This is a genomic window from Brevundimonas sp. (assembly GCF_044336875.1).
In the GTDB taxonomy this organism is placed as follows: Bacteria; Pseudomonadota; Alphaproteobacteria; order Caulobacterales; family Caulobacteraceae; genus Brevundimonas.
Genome location: NZ_JBIIOP010000012.1, coordinates 39,984 through 58,845 on the forward strand (window position 1 = coordinate 39,984; position 18,862 = coordinate 58,845).

An 18,862-nucleotide genomic window follows, 5' to 3' on the forward strand; every position below is an offset into this window, starting at 1 on the left:
GAGAATGAAATTCCGTATTTTCCGCTCTGCCGAAGATCAGACCGGCGCTGGTCGGTCGCCCGAGGCCGACAAGGCCGCGCCCGCGGCCTCGACCCTGCGCGCCGGGGCGACGCCGGACGCCGCCCTGGACTCCACCCCGGTGAACGGGCCGGCCGTCGTGGCCAGCCCGCCGGTCGGCCCGATCAAGATCGCGGCCCGCGACGTCTCGGTCTTCTATGACGGCAAACAGGCCCTGTACGACGTTTCGCTGGACATCCCGGACAAGACCGTCACGGCCCTGATCGGCCCGTCGGGTTGCGGCAAGTCGACCTTCCTGCGGACCATGAACCGCATGAACGACACGATCTCGGGCTGCAAGGTCACCGGCCGGATCGCCATGGACGACGAGGACATCAACGATCGGTCCATCGACCCGGTGCTGCTGCGCGCGCGCGTCGGCATGGTGTTCCAGCGCCCGAACCCCTTCCCGAAGTCGATCTACGAGAACGTCGCCTACGGGCCCAAGATCCACGGCCTGGTCAGCGCCAAGTCCGAGATGGACGGCGTGGTCGAAAGCGCCCTGAAGCGCGCCGGCCTGTGGGACGAGGTCGCCGACCGCCTGCAGTCGTCGGCCATGGGCCTGTCGGGCGGCCAGCAACAGCGTCTGGTCATCGCCCGCGCCATCGCCGTGAACCCCGAAGTGATCCTGATGGACGAGCCCTGCTCGGCCCTGGACCCCATCGCCACGGCGCGGATCGAGGAACTGATCGACGAACTGCGCGAGCGGTTCTGCATCGTCATCGTCACCCACTCGATGGCCCAGGCCGCCCGGGTGTCGCAACGGACCGCCTTCTTCCACATGGGCCGTCTGGTCGAGACCGGCGATACGGAAGACATCTTCCAGAATCCCCGCGAGCGGCGCACCCTCGACTACATCACGGGACGCTTCGGCTGATGAACCAGCATACGGTCAAGGCTTACGGCGACGAGCTGAACCAGATCACGGCCGAGGTCGCCCGCATGGGCGGCCTGGCCGAGGCCCAGGTCGCGGACGCCATCGATTCCGTCGCCCGGCGCGATATCGCCCTGGCGCGCGCCGTCGTGGATCGCGACCTGAAACTGGACGCCCTGCATCGCGACATCGAGAAGAAGGCCATCCGTCTGATCGCCTTGCGCCAGCCGGTCGCCAGCGACCTGCGTCGCACCCTGGGCGCCATGAAGATGGCCTCGGACCTGGAACGCACCGGCGACCTGGCCAAGAACATCGCCAAGCGGGCGCTGATCCTGGCCGAGGGCGAACCGATGCAGCCGCTGACCCGGTCGATCGAACGAATGGGCCGACTGGTCTCGACCCGCCTGCGCGACGTGCTGGACGCCTACACCGCTTCCGAACTCGATCGCGCCGTCGCCGTCTGGCAGACGGACGACGAGGTCGACGAACACTACAACGCCCTGTTCCGTGAACTGCTGACCTACATGATGGGCGACCCGCGCACGATCGGCGCCTGCACCCATCTGCTGTTCATGGCCAAGAACCTGGAGCGGATCGGCGACCACGCGACCAATATCGCCGAGACCGTCCACTACGAGATCACCGGCGACGACATGCTGGGCGAACGCCCGCGCGCGCAGCCGGGGGCGGAAGACGATGCGTCGACGCCCAACCTCCCGACCAACACGCACTGAGCCGAGACCGGAGACACGACGTGCAGCCCTATATCCTTGTGATGGAAGACGAGGACGCGCTGGCGACCCTGCTTCAGTACAATCTTGAAAAAGAAGGTTACGATGTCGCCGTCGCCGCCGACGGCGAGGAGGGCATGCTGCAGATCGACGAGCGTCAGCCCGATCTGGTCCTGCTGGACTGGATGCTGCCCAAGCTGTCGGGCATCGAGGTCTGCCGTCGCATTCGCGGCAAGGCCGAGACCCGCAACCTCCCGATCATCATGCTGACGGCGCGCGGCGAGGAAAGCGATCGGGTGCGCGGCCTCGACACCGGCGCCGACGACTATCTGACCAAGCCCTTCTCGATGGTCGAACTGATCGCCCGCATCCGCGCCGTCCTGCGCCGGATTCGTCCGGGTCTGGCCGACGACCGCCTGAACCACGGCGACATCATCATCGACCGGGTGTCGCACCGGGTGAAGCGTTCGGGCCAGGAGGTGCATCTGGGCCCGACCGAGTTCCGCCTGCTCGACCATTTCATGCAACACCCGGGTCGGGTCTTCAGCCGCGAACAACTGCTGGACGCTGTCTGGGGCTCGGACGTCTATGTCGAGGCTCGCACGGTCGATGTCCACGTCGGCCGCCTGCGCAAGGCCCTGTCCATCGGCGACGACAGCGCCAACCCGATCCGCACCGTGCGGTCGGCGGGCTATTCGCTGGATCTCGAAGGCTGAGCCTCGGCGAAAGCGGAGGTCAGATCGCGGCCGCCTGACAGCATCCGGACGATACGCACGTCGCTGTCGTAGATTTTGAAGGCCACGCCGACACGATGTTCGAAGACGACAATCCGAAGCCCGGGACGGAGATCGTCCCGGGCTTCGCCACGTTACGGAAACAGGTCGAGCTGGGTGCAGAACCCGATTAGTCTTTCAGCATATTGGTCGGCGACGCGGTCGTTGGCCTGATCGGCCACCCAGCCATGAATGTCGCTGAGGTCGTCGATGGCCTGCGGATCGAAGGTGACCGAACGCAGCTTCACTCCCCGTGAAACCGCGACGGGCGTCTTGCCTTGACGAGCGCCAGAACCTCCTCGGCCGATACGCCGGGCGTGTTCTCGCGTTCGATCCGATCCAAGGTCGGCACGACTTCGTTTCGTAGCCAGTCCTCGACCCTGGGATTTTGACTGAGCAAATAGGCTTCGGGGCTCTCGGAAAAGCCCGAGGCGACCTTGGCGTCGATCTCTCGCGCCGTCTCCTCAGGCACTTCGACGGTGATCTTGCGGGTGGCGGCCATGGGGCGATCCTCTCAGGACAATCTCCCCGCCGCCACGGGGGCTCAGATCTGGGCCGCCACCACCTCGTCGGGCTCCAGCGCATAGACGGTGGCGCAGTATTCGCAGGTGACGCGAATCTTGCCGTCGTCCTCGACCATGTCCTGACGTTCGGCCGGATCGAACGAGGCCAGGACGGCGGCGATCCGGTCCTTGGAGCACCGGCAGACGGCCGTCAGTTCGCGCGCGCCTTCCAGCCGCACGCCGTCTTCGTGGAACAGGCGGAACAGCAGGGTTTCGGGCGATATCGTCGGGTCGATCAGTTCGTCGTCCGCAAGGGTGCCGAACAGGGCGCGGGTGCGGTCCCAGACCTCTTCGGTCGAGCCACGCGCCTCGTCGCCGGCGATGATCTGGATCATCGCGCCACCCGCGCGCCACTGCGTACCGGCTTCGGTCTGGACCGAACCGACGGCCAGGCGGACCTTGGTCGGCACCTGTTCGGACTGCTGGAAATAGTGTTCGGCGGCCAGGGACAGGCTTTCGCCCTCGATAGGGGTGATGCCCTGGGTGCGTTCGAAGTCGGGGCCGCGATCCAGGGTCATGATGAAGACGCCCTGGCCCAGCAGGGTATGGGCGCCGGGGCGGGCGAAGCCCTTGGAGGCCTCGGCCACCTCCGCCTCGTCATACCGGCAGTAGCCGCGCAGCGAGCCGTCGGTGCCGTAGTCGGCGACGACATAACGCACGGGGCCGTCGCCCTGGGCCTGGACCAGCAGGCGTCCGTCGAACTTCAGGCTGGAGCCGATCAGGGCCGCCAGGGCGCAGGCTTCGCCCAGCAGGGCGGCGACCGGCTCGGGATAGGCGTGGGCGGCCAGGATCTTGTCGATGGCGGCGCCCAGGCGGACGAGGCGGCCGCGTACCGGCCAGCCCTCGATCTGGAAGGCGGCGGCGAGGTTGTCTGAAACGGCGTTTTGAGGCGCGTGATCGGTCACGGCAGGGTCCTTGGCGGTCGTCATTTCGGGATCGCGGCTATGTAGGCGCCCGAGGGCGTGATGATAAGGGGCTAATCCACCCGCGCGTCGCTGCATCGGTTTGCGCGGCGGTCAGGGCAGGGCGGCGGTCTGGCGAATACGCTTTCTCGCAGCTTTGCCGCAGCCGGCGGAACCGTTTCGAGCCCGGTTCGCTCATTTCGCAGATGCGGCACCCCTGTCCGCCCCATGCCCCATGACCAAGAGGTATCCGATGCTCCGCGATTTCGACGCCATCGAAGAGGTTCGCAAACATCCGGGGATCAGCGCCGGCGCCGTCGCCGCCGTCCTGGTCGGCGCCGGTCTCGCGATTTACCTGGGCCAGCGCAGCGGCCCGACCCGCTATCAGCGAATCAAGACTCGCATCGATCCGCGGGCCTGGGTCGACACCGGCGCCCTGCGGCACAGATTCGAGGATGCGGTCGAGACCTTCCGTCACGGCGCCACGGACTTGGCCGAGGGCGTGGGCGAACGCGCAGGCGATTTCTCGCGTGACGCCCGTCACCGCGCCCTCGATTTCTCCGAGAGCGCGCGCGACCACGCTGACGAATGGTTCCGTTCGGCCCGCAAGGGTTCGAAGAAGGCCTTGAAGAAGCACGGGAAGACCGCTCGTCGCTATGCCGACGACGCCGGTTCCTACGCCCGTGACCATGCGAAGGAGGGCGGGGCGCTGCTCGCCGTCGCCACCATCGCCGCTGCTGTCGGCGCTGCCGTGCTGGAAAGCCGTCGTCCCGACAGTCACGTGCGCCGCATCGCCCGGTTCTGATATTTTCTTGCGGCCCGTCGCCGGATCGGCGCGGCGGGCCGCAAGGTTTAAGCGACTCTGAGCCCTGTCATCAGCACGGCTTGGCTTTGCCGCGAGCGCGAAGGTCGCTAAAGACCCCGCCCATGAGCGCGCGCCCCACCCTGATCTTCGACTTCGATTCGACCCTGGTCGACTTCGAAACCCTAGAGGCCCTGGCCGACATCGCCCTGGCGGATTCGCCTGAGGCGTCCCGGACTCGCGCCGAGATCGCGTCGCTGACTGACCAGGCCATGGCGGGCGAACTCGAATTCGGCGAGGCCCTGCGCCGTCGCCTGGCCCTGCTGCCCCTGACGCGCGACCATGTGCATGCTCTGGCCTTGGCTGCGCCCGATCGCCTGACCGCCTCGGTTCGTCGCAACCTGAACTTCTTCCAGCAGAACAAGGGCAGGGTGATCATCATCTCCGGCGGCTTCCGCGAGGTGATCGCCCCGGTGGCCGAGGAACTGGGCGTCTCGCCCGACCGCATCCTGTGCAACGACCTGACCTATGACGCCGACGGCCGGGTGACCGGCGTCGACGACGCCAATCCCCTGTCCCACGCCAACGGCAAGCCCGCCGCCATCCACGCCCTGAACCTGTCGGGCCGGGTGGTGATGATCGGCGACGGCTGGAACGACGCCGAGGTCAAGATCGCCGGCGCCGCCGACGCCTTCTACGCCTTCACCGAAATCGCCCGCCGCGCCCCCGTGGTCGAGGCCGCCGATTCCGAGGCCGCCTCTCTGGACGAGGTGCTGCACGCCGAGGGCCTGGTCGGCCGCTGGTCCTTCCCGCGCAGCCGCATGAAGATGCTGCTGCTGGAGAATATCCATCCCGCCGCCGTCGAGCGGCTGGAGGAAGCGGGCTATTCCGTCGAGACGGTCAAGGGCGCCCTGGACGAGGACGACCTGATCGCCGCCATCAAGGGCGTCCATGTGCTGGGCATCCGCTCCAAGACCACGGTGACCCGCCGGGTGCTGGAAGAGGCCGACAGGCTGATGGCCGTCGCCGCCTTCTGCATCGGCACCAACCAGATCGATCTGGACGCCGCCTCCGACCATGGGGTGGCGGTGTTCAACGCGCCCTATTCCAACACCCGTTCGGTGGTTGAACTGGCCATCGGCCTGATGATCGTCCTGATGCGCGACGTGCCGGACAAGTCGGCCGCCATGCACCTCGGCAAGTGGAACAAGTCGGCCACGGGCTCCAAGGAGCTGCGCGGCAAGACCCTGGGCATAGTCGGCTATGGCGCCATCGGCAGCCAACTGTCGGTCTTGGCCGAGAACCTGGGCATGCGGGTTCTGTTCTACGACCTGTCGGAACGTCTGGCCCTGGGCAACGCCCGACGGATGCGCTCGCTGGAGGCCATGCTGGCCGAGAGCGACGTGGTCACCCTGCATGTCGACGGCCGCAAGGAGAACGCCGACATCTTCGGCGCGGCCCAGTTCGCCAAGATGAAGGAGGGGGCCCTGTTCCTGAATCTGTCGCGCGGCCATGTCGTCAATGTCGGCGCCTTGTCCCAGGCCATGGGCTCAGGCCGGATCGCCGGCGCCGCCGTGGACGTCTTTCCCGAGGAGCCGCGCACCAACGCCGATCCGTTCGAAAGCCCGCTGCAGGGCCTGCCCAACATGATCCTGACGCCCCACATCGGCGGCTCGACCGAAGAGGCCCAGGAGGCCATCGCCGAGTTCGCGGCCGAGCGGCTGCTGGGCTATCTGAACCGGGGCGACACCACCTTCAGCGTCAACCTGCCGAACGTGCAGCTGGCCGAGGTCTCGGGCGCGCACCGCATCCTGCACATCCACCGCAATCAGCCCGGCGTCATGGCCGAACTGAACCGCGCCCTGGCGGCGGCGGGTCTGAACATCCTGGGCCAGCACCTGAAGACGGACGAACGGACCGGTTATGTCATCACCGACGTGGACCGCGACTACGACCCGGCGTCGCTTCAAGCCCTGAAGACCGTGCCCGGCACGCTGAAGTTCCGCACCCTGCACTGAGGTGTTTTCCTCCGGATGCTGACGTAACGGCATCTTGCGCTCGCCGCAGAGTGGCGCATCCTCCCGTGCAACGGCCGCGATACACGACGGTCGTGGGAGGAAACATATGTCACGCTATCTCACCGGGGGCGCGGTCGCCGCCCTGGTCGTCGCCGCCTGCGCCTTCGCCGGCTCGGCCTCGGCCCAGACCTACAACCGGCTGGTCGTCTTCGGCGACAGTCTCAGCGACAACGGCAATCTGTATCTGGCGACCGGAGGAACCACGCCCGCCTCGCCGCCCTACTATCAGGGACGGTTCTCCAGCGGGCCGGTCTTCACCGAACTGCTGGGATTCACGGCCGCCAATTTCAACGGCCCGGTCAGCGGCAGCATCAACTATGCTTTCGGCGGGTCGCGCACCGACGGCTCGACCACCCCGCCGCCCGGGATGCTGGCGCAGCTGGGCGCCTATACGGGCCGGGGCGGGACCTTCGGCGCCAATGATCTGGTGACCGTTCTGGGCGGCGCCAACGACATCTTCCAGACCCTGGGCCTGGCCGCCGCCTCGGCCGCGCCTCTGACCTATATGAACACGGTCACCAACACCGCCTCGACCAACGTCAACACCCTGGTCAATTCGGTCGCGGGCGCAGGGGCGGGGACCATCCTGGTCGCCAACCTGCCCAAACTCAGCCTGACGCCGCAGTTCCGCTCGCCCGCCGGCCTGCCCGCCGCAGGCCTGGCGGATGCGGCGGCCGGCAATTTCAACTCGACCCTGCTGACCAAGCTGACCGCCACGGCGGCGGCGCAGCCGGGCGCGAACATCATCCTGATGGACCTGTTCCGGGTGGGCGACACCATCGCCGCCAATCCGGGCCAGTTCGGCCTGACCAACGTCACCGACGCCTGTTTCAACGGCGTCACCGTCTGCGCCAATCCGAACAGCTATTTCTACTTCGACGGCGTTCACCCGACCGCAGCGGGGCATCAGCTGATCGCCCGTCTGGCGGTGGACTATCTCTACTACGGCGACATCGGCGCCCAGGCGACGCTGCAGGGCGAGACGACCTTCCGCCATCGGGAGGAGGCTCTCGACGCCGCCAGCGAGGCCTTCTCGGGGCGCGCGGCCTGGAGCCAGGGCGTCAATGTCACCACTGCCGCCTGGGGCGACAGCCTCGACACGGACGCGCGAGGCGTCGTATCCGAATCGTCCAGCGACGGCTGGGGCGGACGCATCGCCCTGGAGGCCGGACCGTCGGAGACCTGGCGCTTCGGCGTGGCGGGCACGGCGCGAACCTCGGACGTCGAAAACGCCAGCCTGTTCTTCAATGTCGAGAGCTTCGGTCTGGACCTTTACGCCGGCTGGCGCTCGGGCCCGATCTTCGTCAACGGCGTGGTCGGGGCGGCGCTGGACAATATCGACGACATCGAGCGGATCACCTCTCTGGCCCCGGTGGTCCATACCGCCAGCACGACGGCGGTCAGCGCCGGCGCGCGCCTGCAGGCCGGCGCCTGGTTCGACATGAGCGGCTTCGCCCTGTCGCCCCGCGTGGCGATCAGTTCCATCTCCAGCAAGGTGGACGGCTATCGGGAGGAGGGGGTGGCGGCCCGGTTCCAGTATCAGGACCGCGACGTCAAGGCGATCTCCGGCGAGGTCGCCCTTCGCGCCGAGGCCGAGATGAACGGCCTGCGCCTGTTCGCCGAGGGCGGCTATCGCGACGCCCTGGACGACAGTTCCGACCCGGTGCGCGTGGGCCTGTACGCCAATCCGGCCCAGGTTCTGTCGCGCGAGGTCGACGATCCGTTCGGCGGCCAGATCCTGGCCTCGGCCGGCGTCGAAGGCGAGGTGGGCCCCATGACCCTGTCGATCGGGTATCGTGGCCGCTTCGGCGATCACGCCGACAGCCATATGGGCGGGATCCAGTTGAAACTGCCGCTATAACCGCGAGCGGCCCCTCCCTGCGCCAGCGGGGAGGGGTCAGCGGGCCTTCTTGCGCACCCACATGGCGGCGTCCGCTTCGGTCAGCCAGACTTCCGGGTCCGTATGCCCGTCCCAGCCACGCACGCCGAACGAGCCGCCCAGTTCGGTCTTCTGGCCATCCCAGACGAAGCCCTCGGTCTTCAGCGCCTCGGACAGCTGCCTCGCCTTGGCGCGGCCTTCCTCGACCCCGGCGTTCAGCATCAGCAGGGCGAATTCGTCGCCGCCCATGCGCCCGACCGAGTCCGACTCGCGCAAATTGGACAGGAACAGCCTGGCCACCGCCACCAGGGCCGCGTCGCCGGCGGCGTGGCCCAGCCTGTCGTTGACGCCCTTGAATCCATCCATGTCGAGATACAGCAACACCGCCGACACTCCGTGCCGCTGGCAATAGGCCATGGTCCGTTGCATGGCGGCGATGAAACCGCGGCGGTTCAGGGCCGGGGTCAGGACATCGTGATCCGCAGCGGCCTCGGCGGCGGCGGCGCGCTGTTTCCATGCGTCCAGTTCGGCGCGCAGGCGCTCGATCTCGGCGGTCAGGTCGTGTTCGGCCACGTCGGTCACGGCGCAGGGAGGCTCCGGCGGCGCGACTCAACCGGACGCGCGATACGGGGATGTTAGAGCCTGATCCGCCGACATTGAAGGCTGCGCCGTAGCGAAAGCGGCGTGAATCCCGCCCTGTTCGGTTGCGGGCGCCCGTCGTGTGCTGTAACGGGCGGCCTTTCCGCGAGGGGCCTTACAGACATGGCGACTTCCGCAACGCCGGTGGCGATCATCATGGGCAGCCGTTCGGACTGGCCGACGATGAAGCTGGCCGCCGACAAGCTGGACCAACTGGGCGTCGCCTGGGCCGCCAAGGTCGTCAGCGCGCACCGCACGCCCCAGCGGCTGGTCGAGTTCGCGACCGGCGCCAAGGCCGCCGGCTACAAGGTCATCATCGCTGGGGCGGGGGGCGCGGCCCACCTGCCGGGCATGGCCGCCTCGATGACCGAACTGCCGGTGCTGGGCGTGCCCGTGAAGTCCAAGGCCCTGAAGGGCATGGACAGCCTGCTGTCCATCGTCCAAATGCCGGCCGGCATCCCGGTCGCCACCCTGGCCATCGGCGAGGCGGGCGCCGCCAACGCCGGCATTCTGGCCGCCCAGATCCTGGCCCTGTCGGACGAAGGCCTGGCCCAGCGCCTGGCCGACTTCCGCGCCGCCCAGACCGATTCCATCGCCGAAACCGTCGAGGACTGAGTGCCCACGCTTCCGCTTCCCCCCGGTTCGACCCTCGGCATCATCGGCGGAGGCCAACTGGGCCGGATGCTGAGCCAGGCCGCCTCGCGTCTGGGCTTCGACGTCATCATCCTGGACCCCGAGGCCGACAGTCCTGCGGGCCGTGTCTCGGCGCACCAGATCGTCGCCGCCTATGACGATCCCGAGGCCCTGACGGCGCTTGGCCGGGCCGCAAACGTGGTCACCTTCGAATTCGAGAACGTCCCCGCCGATTCCATCGAACGTCTGGCCGAGGCCGGCGCCCTGGTGGCCCCTGGACCGACCGCGCTACGCGTGTCGCAGGATCGGGTCGACGAAAAGACCTTCCTGAACGCCGTCGGCGCCCCGACGGTCGAGTTCGCCGTAATCGACAGTCTGGACGACCTGATCGTGGGCCTGACGCAACTGGGCCTGCCCGCCCTGCTGAAGACCCGCCGCGAAGGCTATGACGGCAAGGGCCAGGTCTGGATCCGTTCTCTCGAAGAGGCGCCCGCCGCCCTGGAAAGCCTGGGCGGTCGCCCGGCCATTCTGGAAGCCAGGGCCAGCTTCATCCGCGAACTGTCGGTGATCGCCGCCCGCGACTGGGACGGCCATATGGCGGTCTATCCGCTGGGCGAGAACAGCCACGAGGGGGGCGTCCTGCGCACCACTCTGGCCCCCGCCACGGTCAGCGAAGCCACCCAGGTCCGCGCCCGCGCCATCGCTGAGGCCATTCTGGACGGTCTGGACTATGTCGGCGTCATGGGGGTCGAGCTGTTTGACCTCGGCGACGACCTGCTGCTGGTCAACGAGATCGCGCCCCGCGTCCACAACACCGGCCACTGGACCCAGGACGGCTGCGTCTGCGACCAGTTCGAACAGCATATCCGCGCCGTCGCCGGCTGGCCCCTGGGCCCTGTGACCGCCCACGCCCGCATCGAGATGACCAATCTGCTGGGCGACGAGGTCGAGGACTGGCGCAAACTGTCCGGCAAGTCCGACGAACGCCTGCACCTCTACGGCAAGGCCGAGGCCCGTCCGGGCCGCAAGATGGCCCATGTGAACCGGGTGCTGGGGGCGGTCTGAACGCCTGCTCCGTCATCCTCGGGTCAAGCCCGAGGATGACGGAGAGTAGGTGGGCTTAAACGCGCGCCCCATACCGCATCCGACTCAACGCATCCGTCACCTTCCTGAACGGCGCGTCGAAATCCTTGCCGGCCTTCCACTTCTCGAAGGCCATGACGTTCTCGATGCGGCGGGCGACGAAGGCCTCGGCGGCCTCGCGTCCGTCGAACCAGCGCATGGTCAGGGCGGGGATCAGGATGCCCGACAGGATGGTCCGCTTCGAATAGTGGTTCCAGTCGGTCGCCTCGTCCCCGGCCCAGCGCCACAGGTGGTCGGCGCTCTCCCAGGCCAGCTTCAGCCCCAGGTCGGCGTTGACGGGCAGGGCCAGGAAGGCGGCGCAGCGGCGAGCGGCCTCCAGGTCGGCGGCCCCGGCCTCCATCCGCTCGGAAACGGCGCGGGCGATTCGTTCGCGAATCTTCAGCGACCTGGCCTCGACCTGATTCAGAGCCTCCAGGGCGCGGGCGTCGTGGCGGCGCGACAGCAGGGCGGCGAGATCCCGCGCGCCGTTCGGCAACAGCAGTTCCTGATCGCCCAGCGACAGGCCGCAGGCCTCGCAGGCTTCCCTGACCAGACGGGCGTTCCAGCCCAGGGCAGGCGCATGGGCTATGGCCGCGTCCAGCACGGTCTGCTCGGTCCGATCCGCCCAGTCGGTTTTCTGTGTCATGAGACCAGCATACGCCGGTCACGCGGGCGTTTCGAGCCTTCAAGAATGGTTGAGACGAACTGGACAGGGCGGGTCGCGTCGTGTATCAGCGCGCCTTCATCCGAGAGCCCGGCTTTCGGAAGACGATTTTATTTTGTTCGCCCGTCTCCCTCACAGGACGCGGCGGGCGGCCAAAGGAGAGTTCAACCTGGTACAGATTTTCGTTCGCGATAATAACGTCGATCAAGCGCTGAAAGCCCTCAAGAAGAAGATGCAGCGCGAAGGCAGCTTCCGTGAAATGAAGCGCCACGTGCATTACGAAAAGCCGTCGGAAAAGCGCGCCCGTCAAAAGGCCGAAGCTGTCCGTCGCGCCCGTAAGCTGGCTCGCAAGCGCGCTCAACGCGAGGGCCTGCTGCCCGCGCCGAAGCCGCGCGTTCCGGGCGGCGCCGGCGGCCGGTAAGGTCTAGCCGTCAAGGCACAGAATTTGAGGCCGTCTCCTTCGGGAGGCGGCCTTTTTCTTTTCAGTCCCTCTCATGCTTGCGAAAGAGCCGGTCCGTCGATCGCGCATTGGTCCAGGCTTGGAGAGGGAAAGCGTTGCGGCGCCTTCCCACCATCAGGCGCGCCGCCGCGCGCCATGGCCTGACATTCCCTGCAGGCGGGGAAGGTTTCGCCTCAGCGCCCCGTGACGGCTCGCCCGAAACTCTTCCAGCTCAGCTTCACGTCCGACAGGGCGCCGGCCCGGAAGGCTCGTCCTGCGATCCACACCATGACGGCGGCGGTGACGAACATCCCCACCAGTGTCAGGACGACCTCGATAAACGGGGGGTCGCTGGGCGCGCGGGCGCTCATCAGGAATGGGGTGAAGAGGGGGATCCAGGACAGGATCCTTACGACCGGGGCGTCGGGGCTGGTCAGGGCCATCTGCATCACCAGGATCGGCACGACCAGGATCATCATGATCGGACCCATCAGGGTCTGGGCGTCGCGCGGCGTCTCGCAGAAGGCGCCGATGGCGGCGAAAAGCACCGCGTACATCAGATAGCCGCCGATCATATAGGCGATGAAGTAGAAGATCATTCCGTCGTCCAGCAGGGCCTGACCGATAGTCGCCGCCATCTCGGGCGCCGTGGACAGCAGGCCGAAGGCGCCGATGCCGCCCCAGACGGCCATGACGGTCAGAGTCAGCATCGCCACCCCCAGCACCTTTCCGGTCAGGATTTCGGTCGCCGAAGCCGAGGACAGCAGCACCTCCAGGATCTTGTTGGACTTCTCCTCCATCACGCTGTTCAGCAGGATGGAGGCGCCGGTGATGACCAGGGACCACAGGACGAAACCTGCGACCAGGCCCGTGACCGACGGAATCCAGTCGCGAACCGACACCTCTCCACCGCTGGCGGCGTTGGGCGAGAAGCCCTTCACCTCAGGCCGGAAGGTCTGGATTTCCTCGGCCACCGCCGCATCCACGCCCGCCGCCTCCAGAAGTTCGGCCCGACGGGCGTCGCGCAGCGCGTTGCGAATGAAGCCGGCCACATCGCCTTCATTGGCGCGGGCCGTCCAGACCTGGGCGGAGGGTTTGCCGTCCGCACGGCTCAGGAAGACCACTGCATCCAGCCGTTGACCCTTGGGCGTCTCCTTGTCCAGAGCCCGGCGGATGGCGGCGTCGCGTGCATCTCCGGTCGAATCGGCGATGGCGGACGGTGCGTCGACCAGGCGGATCCGGGGTGCGCTGAACGAGGCCACGGCTCGGCCGCGCGCCCCCATCTGTCCGTTGCCTCCGGCTTCGCGCACGCGTTCGCTCTGGCGGTCCAGATCTTCCTTCAGCGCGGCCCGGACGACGGCGGCCAGCCCGGAGGCGCCAGGCCCCTGCTCGATGACCGCCACCGCCTTGACCGGTTCGGCCGAGCGGATCAGCAGCGGGATTCCGCCGCCCAGCAGGGCGAACAGTGGAAGGGCCAGCAGCGACAGCCAGAATCCGACGGTCTTGGCGTAGGCCACATATTCGCGGCGGGCGATCAACAGGGTGCGGTTCATCGTGTCGTCTCCGCCATGGCGACAGGCTGATCCGGGTTGTCCCCGGTCAGGCCGATAAAGGCGTCGTGCAGGCTCGGCTCCTTCAGGGCGAAGCCGCGCACGTCCAGACCGTTCAGGAAGGCCGCCTTCAACGTCTCCTGACCGCCGGCGCCGGGAGCCAGGGCGACCTTCAGGCGTCGCACGCCGTCATCATCCGCCAGGGTCTCGACGCCCGCCACGCCGGGCAGGCCGGCTGCGGCCTCGGGCGAGATGGCGCCGTTCAGGTCCAGGAAGCGTGGCGAGGTCGCCTTGGCCTCGTCCACCGTGCCTTCGAACGCCTTTCGGCCGCGCGCCAGCAACACCACCTTGTCGCACAACCGCTCGGCGTGCTGCATCACATGGGTCGAGAACAGGACGGTGGCCCCGTCGGCCGCCAGTCCCCGGATCATCGCCTCCAGCCCCTGCTGGTTCATCGGATCCAGGCCGGAGAAGGGCTCGTCCAGGATCACGAATTCGGGCCGGTGCACGACCGAGGCGATCAACTGGACCTTTTGGGCCATCCCCTTGGACAGCTCCTTCATCTTCTTCTTCTGCGACGCCCCCAGGCCCTGCTGTTCCAGCAGATCCTTCGCCCGCTTCTTGCCCTCGTGCATCGGCAGGCCCTTCAGGGCGCCGAAGAAGGCGATGGCCTCGATCGGGGTCATCTTCTTGTAGAGACCGCGCTCCTCCGGCAGGAAGCCGATCCGGTCGCGCACCTGCCGGCCGTCGTCGGCGCCCAGGATCTCGATCCGCCCCGAGGTCGCCGACTGAAGGCCCAGGATCATCCGCAGGGTCGAGGTCTTGCCGGCTCCGTTCGGGCCCAGGAAGCCGCAGATCGACCCCTTGGCCACTTCGAAGCTGAGATCGCGCACGGCCTCGAAGTCGCCGTACCGCTTGCTGACTCCGTCCAGCGTCAACGCCGCCATGTCCGTCTCCCCATGCAGTTGCAGGGAGTCTAGCAAGGCCGAAGCGGTCGAGGCCAGCCGCTTCGGCGCCGCGCCCCTACTTGAGGATCGGCAGGTCGATGTAGGAGGCGTCTTCACCCGCGTGATGCACGGCGTTGTCGGCGACCACGCCCTGGGTCTCGGTCTCGTTGGGGCCGCCCGTGTTCAGGTTGCGAACGAATTTCGGGAAGTTGGAGCTGGTCACCTCGACCCGGATGCGATGGCCCGGCTGGAAGGTGTTGCTGATCGTCATCGGCGTTGGCTGCACCGTGGCGACCTGGCCGGGCGTCAGCGGCGTGGGGCGGTCGTAACCGTCGCGATATCGGGCCCGCATGATGGTGTCGCCCAGAATATAGGCCGTGCCGTCCGGCGCCACGTCCACCAGCTTGACCGCAAAATCGGTGTCCTGCGCCGAGGAGGAAACCTTCAGCACGGCGTCGATGAAGCCCGTCACCTGCATCGCCTCGGTCAGAGGCTCGGACGTATAGACCAGTACATCGTCGCGGGCCTCGATCTGACGCTGATCGAAGGCGCCGGCCGTGACCAGGCCGCCGTTGCAGCAGTCGCCGCCGCCAATGGTCTGGACCGGGTTCATCGGGTCGTAGCGATAGCGGTCGGCGGCTTCGCCGGCGGGGGGCGCCTCCAGGCTGAGACGGCCGTCACCGTTCAGGCTGTTGGCCGCGCCGCCGGAGCGCAGATACATCCGCACCGTCTCGACGCCGAGCGGCGGCCATTGGGCGGCGGTGCGCCACTTGTTCTCGCCCATGTTGAAATACTGGACGTGGGGCGTGCTGGCGGGGAAGGCGCGGGCCTCGCCCTTCAGCCAGCGGTCGAACCAGGCGGCGACCAGTTCGTCGCTGTCGAAACTGGCGTCGCCCAGATCCCGGTCGCCCGAGCGGAAGTTCGGCCCCAGGCCCGCGAAGGCGCAGTGGTTGTTCGGGCCGACCACGACATACTGGTTCTCGGCCGCCTCACGGTCCTGGGTGGTCGCGCGGGCGTGGTTGAACAGCTCCATGTTCGGGCCGATCGACACGTCGTACCAGCTGTTGAACCACAGCGACGGCACGCCCCAGCCCATGTCGTCATGATACAGGCCGCCGTCGCGCCAGGCCGGGTCTGCGGGCGTGCGGGCGATCAATTCCTCGAAGGTCGCCGGCGGTTCGCCCAGGTCCTTCAGCATCTCGTCGACCGGCAGATGACGGATCTGGCGCGGCCAGTTCACCTCGGGCTTCTTGGCGTCCAGGTCGTTGTAGCGAACCAGCCGGGCGCGGGTTTCCTGATCCAGGCCGCCGGGAATCTGGGCGCGCTGCGGATTGTCGACGCCGTACAGCCAGACGAAGAACAGGTTGCGCGGCACGCCGCCAGTGTACCAGTTGCCCTGTTCCTGGAAGCGACCGACCTTGCCGATGCCGGCGCCGGACGCCTGGGGCACCATGGCGGCGTGGGCGGGGTGGTTCTGCGCCGCAAGGGCCAGCTGCCATTCGGCCGAGGATGAACAGCCCAGGGTGCCGACCTTGCCGTTAGACCAGGGCTGGGCGGCGATCCAGGTCAGGGCGTCGTAGCCGTCGGTCTGGGGATGGCCCAGAATCTCGTACTTGCCCTCCGAGAAGTAGCGGCCGCGCTCGTTCTGGACCACGAAGGCGTAACCCCGGCTGACCCAGGTCAGGGCGCTGCGCGTGGTGCGGGCGCTGTAGGCCAGCTCGTTGTAAGGGGTTCTGGAAAAGACGGTGGGCAGAGGGCCGCTGGCGTCCTTGGGGCGATAGACGTTCGTGGCCAGGCCGACCCCGTCGCGCATCGGGACCATCACCGCCATCTGCACGTCGGCGATGCGCGACAGTTCCGTCTGGGCCGCCGCATCGCTGTAGCGGCCATAGTCCTGGGCGGAGGCGGCGACCGGCGTGGCCGCCAGCAGACCGGCGACGACGGCGGCGACAAATCGGTTCATGCAAACAACCCCCCTGATGACGAGAGGCAGGTTAGGCCGATTGCGACGTCGCTCGCAACGCCGCGTCCGGCGAATCAGATCTTCGCCTTCACCGCCACTTCGAACCGACGTCCGACCACCTTGGTCGGGTTCACTTGGCCGCCGTTGCGGCGAACCTCGAAATGCAGATGCGGGCCGGTGGAATAGCCGGTCGATCCGACGAGGCCGATCCGTTGTTCGGCCGACACAGCGTCGCCGCTGGCCACGTCGATCCGGCTCAGGTGGCCATAGACAGTGCTCAGGCCGTTGGGGTGGCGGACCTCGATGAAGTTGCCGTAGCCGCCGGCGTCGTAACCGGTGCGCACAACCACGCCCTCGGCGGCGGTGAAGACCGATGTGCCCTTGGGCGCGGCGATGTCCACGCCCTTGTGCGCGCGGGCGCGGGCCTCGATGGCCAGCCGGCGCAGGCCGAAGGCCGAGTTGATCGCATAGCCGCGCACCGGGGCGTTGAAGACGATCTGGCGCATCACCGGACCGGCGGCTTCCGCCTCGGCCTTGACGGGCGGGGCGACGGGGGCGGCAGGCAGGGCGGGCAGGGGCGCTTCGCGCGTCACCACGGGCGCGGCGGCGGCGGCCAGGACGGCCACGGCGGCGAAGGCGGCCGTCTGGCCGGAATGGATCAGCAAAGTCTTGAGGCGCGCCAGGGGCGCGTCGGTCAGCAGGCGTCGCATTCGGCGGCGTCTCCAGCGTGTCCACGCTTAGGGATGGAAGGAGACGGCTGGCGACTTCGCGCGGCGGCGTATCCGGAACGAGGCGGGCTTATGCCGTCCGCCTGGGGCGACTTTGGGGCCGCGATCGGGCGGCGGAACGTCGCAGCCCTGACCTTGTTCCGTCAGGCCCCTTGTTTCGTCAGGCGATGATGTCGGGCAGGATCCGGTCCTCGATCTTCACGATCTCGTCCTTCAGGGCCAGCTTCTTGCGTTTCAGCCGCGCGATCATCAGCTGGTCCGGAATCGCCGCCTGGCCCAGGGCGTCGATCGAGGCGTCCAGGTCGGCGTGCTCCTGACGCAGCAGTTTGACGCGGGCGTGCAGCGCCGCTTCCTCTTCGCTGATCTCAGGCGTGTCGTCGTTCATCGTCAGGTCCCCGGGCCGCTTATACTCACGCTCGTCTCAGGCCGGAAGGGCGTCGGCGAGACGGATCAGCGCCGGACGCGGCGTGACCGAGGCCCAGATTCGCGCCGTGGCGACCAGGCCGTCGATCGCCGGGCGCGCGGCGGCCGTCGGCGCGGGCGCCAGATCTTCCAGCGCCTCCAGCAGATGTTTCTCGGCTTCCAGCTCCAGGGCCTTGATCCGGTTGCGCACGCTTTCGCGCGGGCCGTCGTCGATGTCCGGCACCGGCGCCTTCAGGGTGCGGCGCATCGTCCGCAACGGCGCCACGACCACTCCGTCCCAGGCGCGCGCCGTGTCGCAGGCGGCCTCGATGGTGTCCTCGTCCGGCCTGCGGCCGGTCGCGGCGATCCAGGCGGACCACAGCAGCAGTGGCACGTTCTGGTCATTGTTGTCCTGCAGCGCCAGACAGGCCTCGCCGACGCCCGGCGCGCCATAGGCGGCGACCGCCCAATCCCACAGACGCATTATTTCAGGCCTTCCCAACGGCGGACGGCGCTCCAGTCCAGACCGAACAGGTCCAGGGTCCGGCCCACCGACTGGTCCACCATCTCCATCAGTGAGGCGGGCTTGGCATAGAAGGCCGGCAGGGGCGGGGCGATGGTCGCGCCCATCTCGGCCAGGGCCGTCATTGTCCGCAGATGGCCCAGGTGGAAGGGGGTCTCACGCACCATCAGCACCAGGGGGCGGCGTTCCTTCAGCGTCACGTCTGCGGCGCGGGTCAGCAGGGAACTGGTCACGCCGGTGGCGATCTCGCCCATGGTCCGCACCGAGCAGGGGGCCACGATCATGCCCAGGGTGCGGAAGGATCCGGAGGCGATGGTCGCCCCTACATCGGCCAGCTTGTGGACCACCGACGCCTTCGACGTCAGGTCGTCGGCTGACAGATCCGTCTCCTGCGACAATGTGAGCAGGGCGGCCTTGGTCACCACCAGATGGCTCTCGACGCCCAGGTCGTTCAGCGCGTCCAGCACGCGTGCGCCATAGATTGCTCCGGAAGCCCCTGAAATTCCGACCACCATCCGGACGGGCGGTCTTTGTATGGCTCCGTTCACATCATCGACCATTTTGGGGGCCAGCCTCCGTGGGGTCCGGGCTGA

The 18,862-nt window shown here is 67.8% G+C and carries 21 protein-coding genes and 1 pseudogene; 10 read left to right on the top strand and 12 right to left on the bottom strand.

Features of this window, described 5'->3' with window-relative positions:
• Window positions 1-4 precede the first annotated feature (4 nt).
• The 3 genes from pstB to phoB are packed head-to-tail and all read left to right on the top strand — an operon-like array spanning window position 5 to window position 2,378.
• Entirely contained in the window at window positions 5-934 is a 930-nt protein-coding gene (pstB, locus tag ACIQ1T_RS13475; RefSeq protein ID WP_395945076.1) for a phosphate ABC transporter ATP-binding protein PstB, read from the top strand.
• Complete coding sequence (gene phoU, locus ACIQ1T_RS13480; protein WP_395945077.1) at window positions 934-1,665, top strand: phosphate signaling complex protein PhoU; 732 nt, start codon at window positions 934-936, stop codon at window positions 1,663-1,665. The genes pstB and phoU overlap by 1 nt, the downstream gene beginning before the upstream one ends.
• 20 nt (window positions 1,666-1,685) lie before the next feature.
• Entirely contained in the window at window positions 1,686-2,378 is a 693-nt protein-coding gene (phoB, locus tag ACIQ1T_RS13485; RefSeq protein ID WP_395945078.1) for a phosphate regulon transcriptional regulator PhoB, read from the top strand.
• Between the two features lie 152 nt (window positions 2,379-2,530).
• On the opposite strand, the gene ACIQ1T_RS13490 is transcribed toward phoB, so the two are convergent.
• The 3 genes from ACIQ1T_RS13490 to ACIQ1T_RS13500 are packed head-to-tail and all read right to left on the bottom strand — an operon-like array spanning window position 2,531 to window position 3,903.
• Entirely contained in the window at window positions 2,531-2,683 is a 153-nt protein-coding gene (locus ACIQ1T_RS13490) for a type II toxin-antitoxin system RelE/ParE family toxin (protein ID WP_395945079.1), read from the bottom strand.
• Window positions 2,680-2,937: a hypothetical protein gene (locus ACIQ1T_RS13495; protein WP_395945080.1), complete on the bottom strand. Its 258-nt coding sequence runs from the start codon at window positions 2,935-2,937 to the stop codon at window positions 2,680-2,682. The genes ACIQ1T_RS13490 and ACIQ1T_RS13495 overlap by 4 nt, the downstream gene beginning before the upstream one ends.
• Window positions 2,938-2,979: 42 nt before the next feature.
• On the bottom strand, window positions 2,980-3,903 hold the full coding sequence (locus ACIQ1T_RS13500) for an Hsp33 family molecular chaperone (RefSeq protein WP_395945081.1): 924 nt from the start codon (window positions 3,901-3,903) through the stop codon (window positions 2,980-2,982).
• Between the two features lie 250 nt (window positions 3,904-4,153).
• Here ACIQ1T_RS13500 and ACIQ1T_RS13505 point away from each other — a divergent pair, with 250 nt between their 5' ends.
• From ACIQ1T_RS13505 to ACIQ1T_RS13520, 4 genes and pseudogenes are all read left to right on the top strand, one after another.
• A complete protein-coding gene (locus ACIQ1T_RS13505; protein ID WP_395945082.1) occupies window positions 4,154-4,705 on the top strand; it encodes a hypothetical protein in 552 nt (183 codons plus the stop codon).
• A gap of 122 nt (window positions 4,706-4,827) precedes the next feature.
• Window positions 4,828-5,355, top strand: a pseudogene (locus ACIQ1T_RS13510) (HAD-IB family phosphatase); the annotation flags it as partial.
• Window positions 5,356-5,490: 135 nt separating this feature from the next.
• On the top strand, window positions 5,491-6,720 hold the full coding sequence (gene serA, locus ACIQ1T_RS13515; protein ID WP_395945140.1) for a phosphoglycerate dehydrogenase: 1,230 nt from the start codon (window positions 5,491-5,493) through the stop codon (window positions 6,718-6,720).
• Between the two features lie 106 nt (window positions 6,721-6,826).
• Window positions 6,827-8,641, top strand: a complete 1,815-nt coding sequence (locus ACIQ1T_RS13520; RefSeq protein WP_395945083.1) for an autotransporter domain-containing protein — start codon at window positions 6,827-6,829, stop codon at window positions 8,639-8,641.
• A 36-nt stretch (window positions 8,642-8,677) separates the two neighbouring features.
• Here the strand turns inward: ACIQ1T_RS13520 and ACIQ1T_RS13525 are convergent, their stop codons facing one another.
• Window positions 8,678-9,241: a GGDEF domain-containing protein gene (locus ACIQ1T_RS13525; RefSeq protein WP_395945084.1), complete on the bottom strand. Its 564-nt coding sequence runs from the start codon at window positions 9,239-9,241 to the stop codon at window positions 8,678-8,680.
• A 180-nt stretch (window positions 9,242-9,421) separates the two neighbouring features.
• Here ACIQ1T_RS13525 and purE point away from each other — a divergent pair, with 180 nt between their 5' ends.
• Window positions 9,422-9,913 (top strand): 5-(carboxyamino)imidazole ribonucleotide mutase, encoded by a 492-nt coding sequence (gene purE, locus ACIQ1T_RS13530; protein WP_395945085.1) that lies wholly within the window; start codon window positions 9,422-9,424, stop codon window positions 9,911-9,913.
• Entirely contained in the window at window positions 9,914-10,996 is a 1,083-nt protein-coding gene (locus ACIQ1T_RS13535) for a 5-(carboxyamino)imidazole ribonucleotide synthase (RefSeq protein ID WP_395945086.1), read from the top strand.
• Between the two features lie 55 nt (window positions 10,997-11,051).
• Here the strand turns inward: ACIQ1T_RS13535 and ACIQ1T_RS13540 are convergent, their stop codons facing one another.
• Window positions 11,052-11,699: a COQ9 family protein gene (locus ACIQ1T_RS13540; protein WP_395945087.1), complete on the bottom strand. Its 648-nt coding sequence runs from the start codon at window positions 11,697-11,699 to the stop codon at window positions 11,052-11,054.
• Between the two features lie 187 nt (window positions 11,700-11,886).
• Between ACIQ1T_RS13540 and rpsU the strand changes: the two genes are divergently transcribed.
• Entirely contained in the window at window positions 11,887-12,138 is a 252-nt protein-coding gene (gene rpsU, locus ACIQ1T_RS13545) for a 30S ribosomal protein S21 (protein WP_314436700.1), read from the top strand.
• A 212-nt stretch (window positions 12,139-12,350) separates the two neighbouring features.
• Here rpsU and ACIQ1T_RS13550 read toward each other — a convergent pair whose 3' ends face one another.
• The 7 genes from ACIQ1T_RS13550 to ACIQ1T_RS13580 all read right to left on the bottom strand — a co-directional run bounded on the left by ACIQ1T_RS13550 (window position 12,351) and on the right by ACIQ1T_RS13580 (window position 18,829).
• Entirely contained in the window at window positions 12,351-13,709 is a 1,359-nt protein-coding gene (locus ACIQ1T_RS13550) for an ABC transporter permease (protein WP_395945088.1), read from the bottom strand.
• Complete coding sequence (locus ACIQ1T_RS13555) at window positions 13,706-14,653, bottom strand: ABC transporter ATP-binding protein (RefSeq protein WP_395945089.1); 948 nt, start codon at window positions 14,651-14,653, stop codon at window positions 13,706-13,708. Before ACIQ1T_RS13555 ends, ACIQ1T_RS13550 begins: the two co-directional genes overlap by 4 nt.
• A 76-nt stretch (window positions 14,654-14,729) precedes the next feature.
• Window positions 14,730-16,616: a CocE/NonD family hydrolase gene (locus tag ACIQ1T_RS13560; protein WP_395945090.1), complete on the bottom strand. Its 1,887-nt coding sequence runs from the start codon at window positions 16,614-16,616 to the stop codon at window positions 14,730-14,732.
• A gap of 74 nt (window positions 16,617-16,690) precedes the next feature.
• On the bottom strand, window positions 16,691-17,326 hold the full coding sequence (locus tag ACIQ1T_RS13565; RefSeq protein ID WP_395945091.1) for a M23 family metallopeptidase: 636 nt from the start codon (window positions 17,324-17,326) through the stop codon (window positions 16,691-16,693).
• A 178-nt stretch (window positions 17,327-17,504) separates the two neighbouring features.
• Window positions 17,505-17,729 carry a YdcH family protein gene (locus ACIQ1T_RS13570; RefSeq protein ID WP_395945092.1) on the bottom strand — a complete coding sequence of 75 codons (225 nt, stop codon included), beginning with the start codon at window positions 17,727-17,729 and terminating at the stop codon, window positions 17,505-17,507.
• A gap of 36 nt (window positions 17,730-17,765) precedes the next feature.
• Complete coding sequence (locus ACIQ1T_RS13575) at window positions 17,766-18,230, bottom strand: TIGR02444 family protein (RefSeq protein ID WP_395945093.1); 465 nt, start codon at window positions 18,228-18,230, stop codon at window positions 17,766-17,768.
• Window positions 18,230-18,829 carry a UbiX family flavin prenyltransferase gene (locus ACIQ1T_RS13580; RefSeq protein ID WP_395945094.1) on the bottom strand — a complete coding sequence of 200 codons (600 nt, stop codon included), beginning with the start codon at window positions 18,827-18,829 and terminating at the stop codon, window positions 18,230-18,232. Before ACIQ1T_RS13580 ends, ACIQ1T_RS13575 begins: the two co-directional genes overlap by 1 nt.
• Window positions 18,830-18,862 lie beyond the last annotated feature (33 nt).

What these genes read in the sequence shown, in the direction of transcription:
- pstB (WP_395945076.1), top strand. Translation starts at nt 5, where the DNA reads ATGAAATTCCGTATTTTCCGCTCTGCCGAAGATCAGACCGGCGCTGGT.
- phoU (WP_395945077.1), top strand. Translation starts at nt 934, where the DNA reads ATGAACCAGCATACGGTCAAGGCTTACGGCGACGAGCTGAACCAGATC.
- ACIQ1T_RS13495 (WP_395945080.1), bottom strand. Translation starts at nt 2,937, where the DNA reads ATGGCCGCCACCCGCAAGATCACCGTCGAAGTGCCTGAGGAGACGGCG.
- ACIQ1T_RS13505 (WP_395945082.1), top strand. Translation starts at nt 4,154, where the DNA reads ATGCTCCGCGATTTCGACGCCATCGAAGAGGTTCGCAAACATCCGGGG.
- ACIQ1T_RS13520 (WP_395945083.1), top strand. Translation starts at nt 6,827, where the DNA reads ATGTCACGCTATCTCACCGGGGGCGCGGTCGCCGCCCTGGTCGTCGCC.
- purE (WP_395945085.1), top strand. Translation starts at nt 9,422, where the DNA reads ATGGCGACTTCCGCAACGCCGGTGGCGATCATCATGGGCAGCCGTTCG.
- ACIQ1T_RS13540 (WP_395945087.1), bottom strand. Translation starts at nt 11,699, where the DNA reads ATGACACAGAAAACCGACTGGGCGGATCGGACCGAGCAGACCGTGCTG.
- ACIQ1T_RS13550 (WP_395945088.1), bottom strand. Translation starts at nt 13,709, where the DNA reads ATGAACCGCACCCTGTTGATCGCCCGCCGCGAATATGTGGCCTACGCC.
- ACIQ1T_RS13555 (WP_395945089.1), bottom strand. Translation starts at nt 14,653, where the DNA reads ATGGCGGCGTTGACGCTGGACGGAGTCAGCAAGCGGTACGGCGACTTC.
- ACIQ1T_RS13560 (WP_395945090.1), bottom strand. Translation starts at nt 16,616, where the DNA reads ATGAACCGATTTGTCGCCGCCGTCGTCGCCGGTCTGCTGGCGGCCACG.
- ACIQ1T_RS13565 (WP_395945091.1), bottom strand. Translation starts at nt 17,326, where the DNA reads ATGCGACGCCTGCTGACCGACGCGCCCCTGGCGCGCCTCAAGACTTTG.
- ACIQ1T_RS13570 (WP_395945092.1), bottom strand. Translation starts at nt 17,729, where the DNA reads ATGAACGACGACACGCCTGAGATCAGCGAAGAGGAAGCGGCGCTGCAC.
- ACIQ1T_RS13575 (WP_395945093.1), bottom strand. Translation starts at nt 18,230, where the DNA reads ATGCGTCTGTGGGATTGGGCGGTCGCCGCCTATGGCGCGCCGGGCGTC.
- ACIQ1T_RS13580 (WP_395945094.1), bottom strand. Translation starts at nt 18,829, where the DNA reads ATGGTCGATGATGTGAACGGAGCCATACAAAGACCGCCCGTCCGGATG.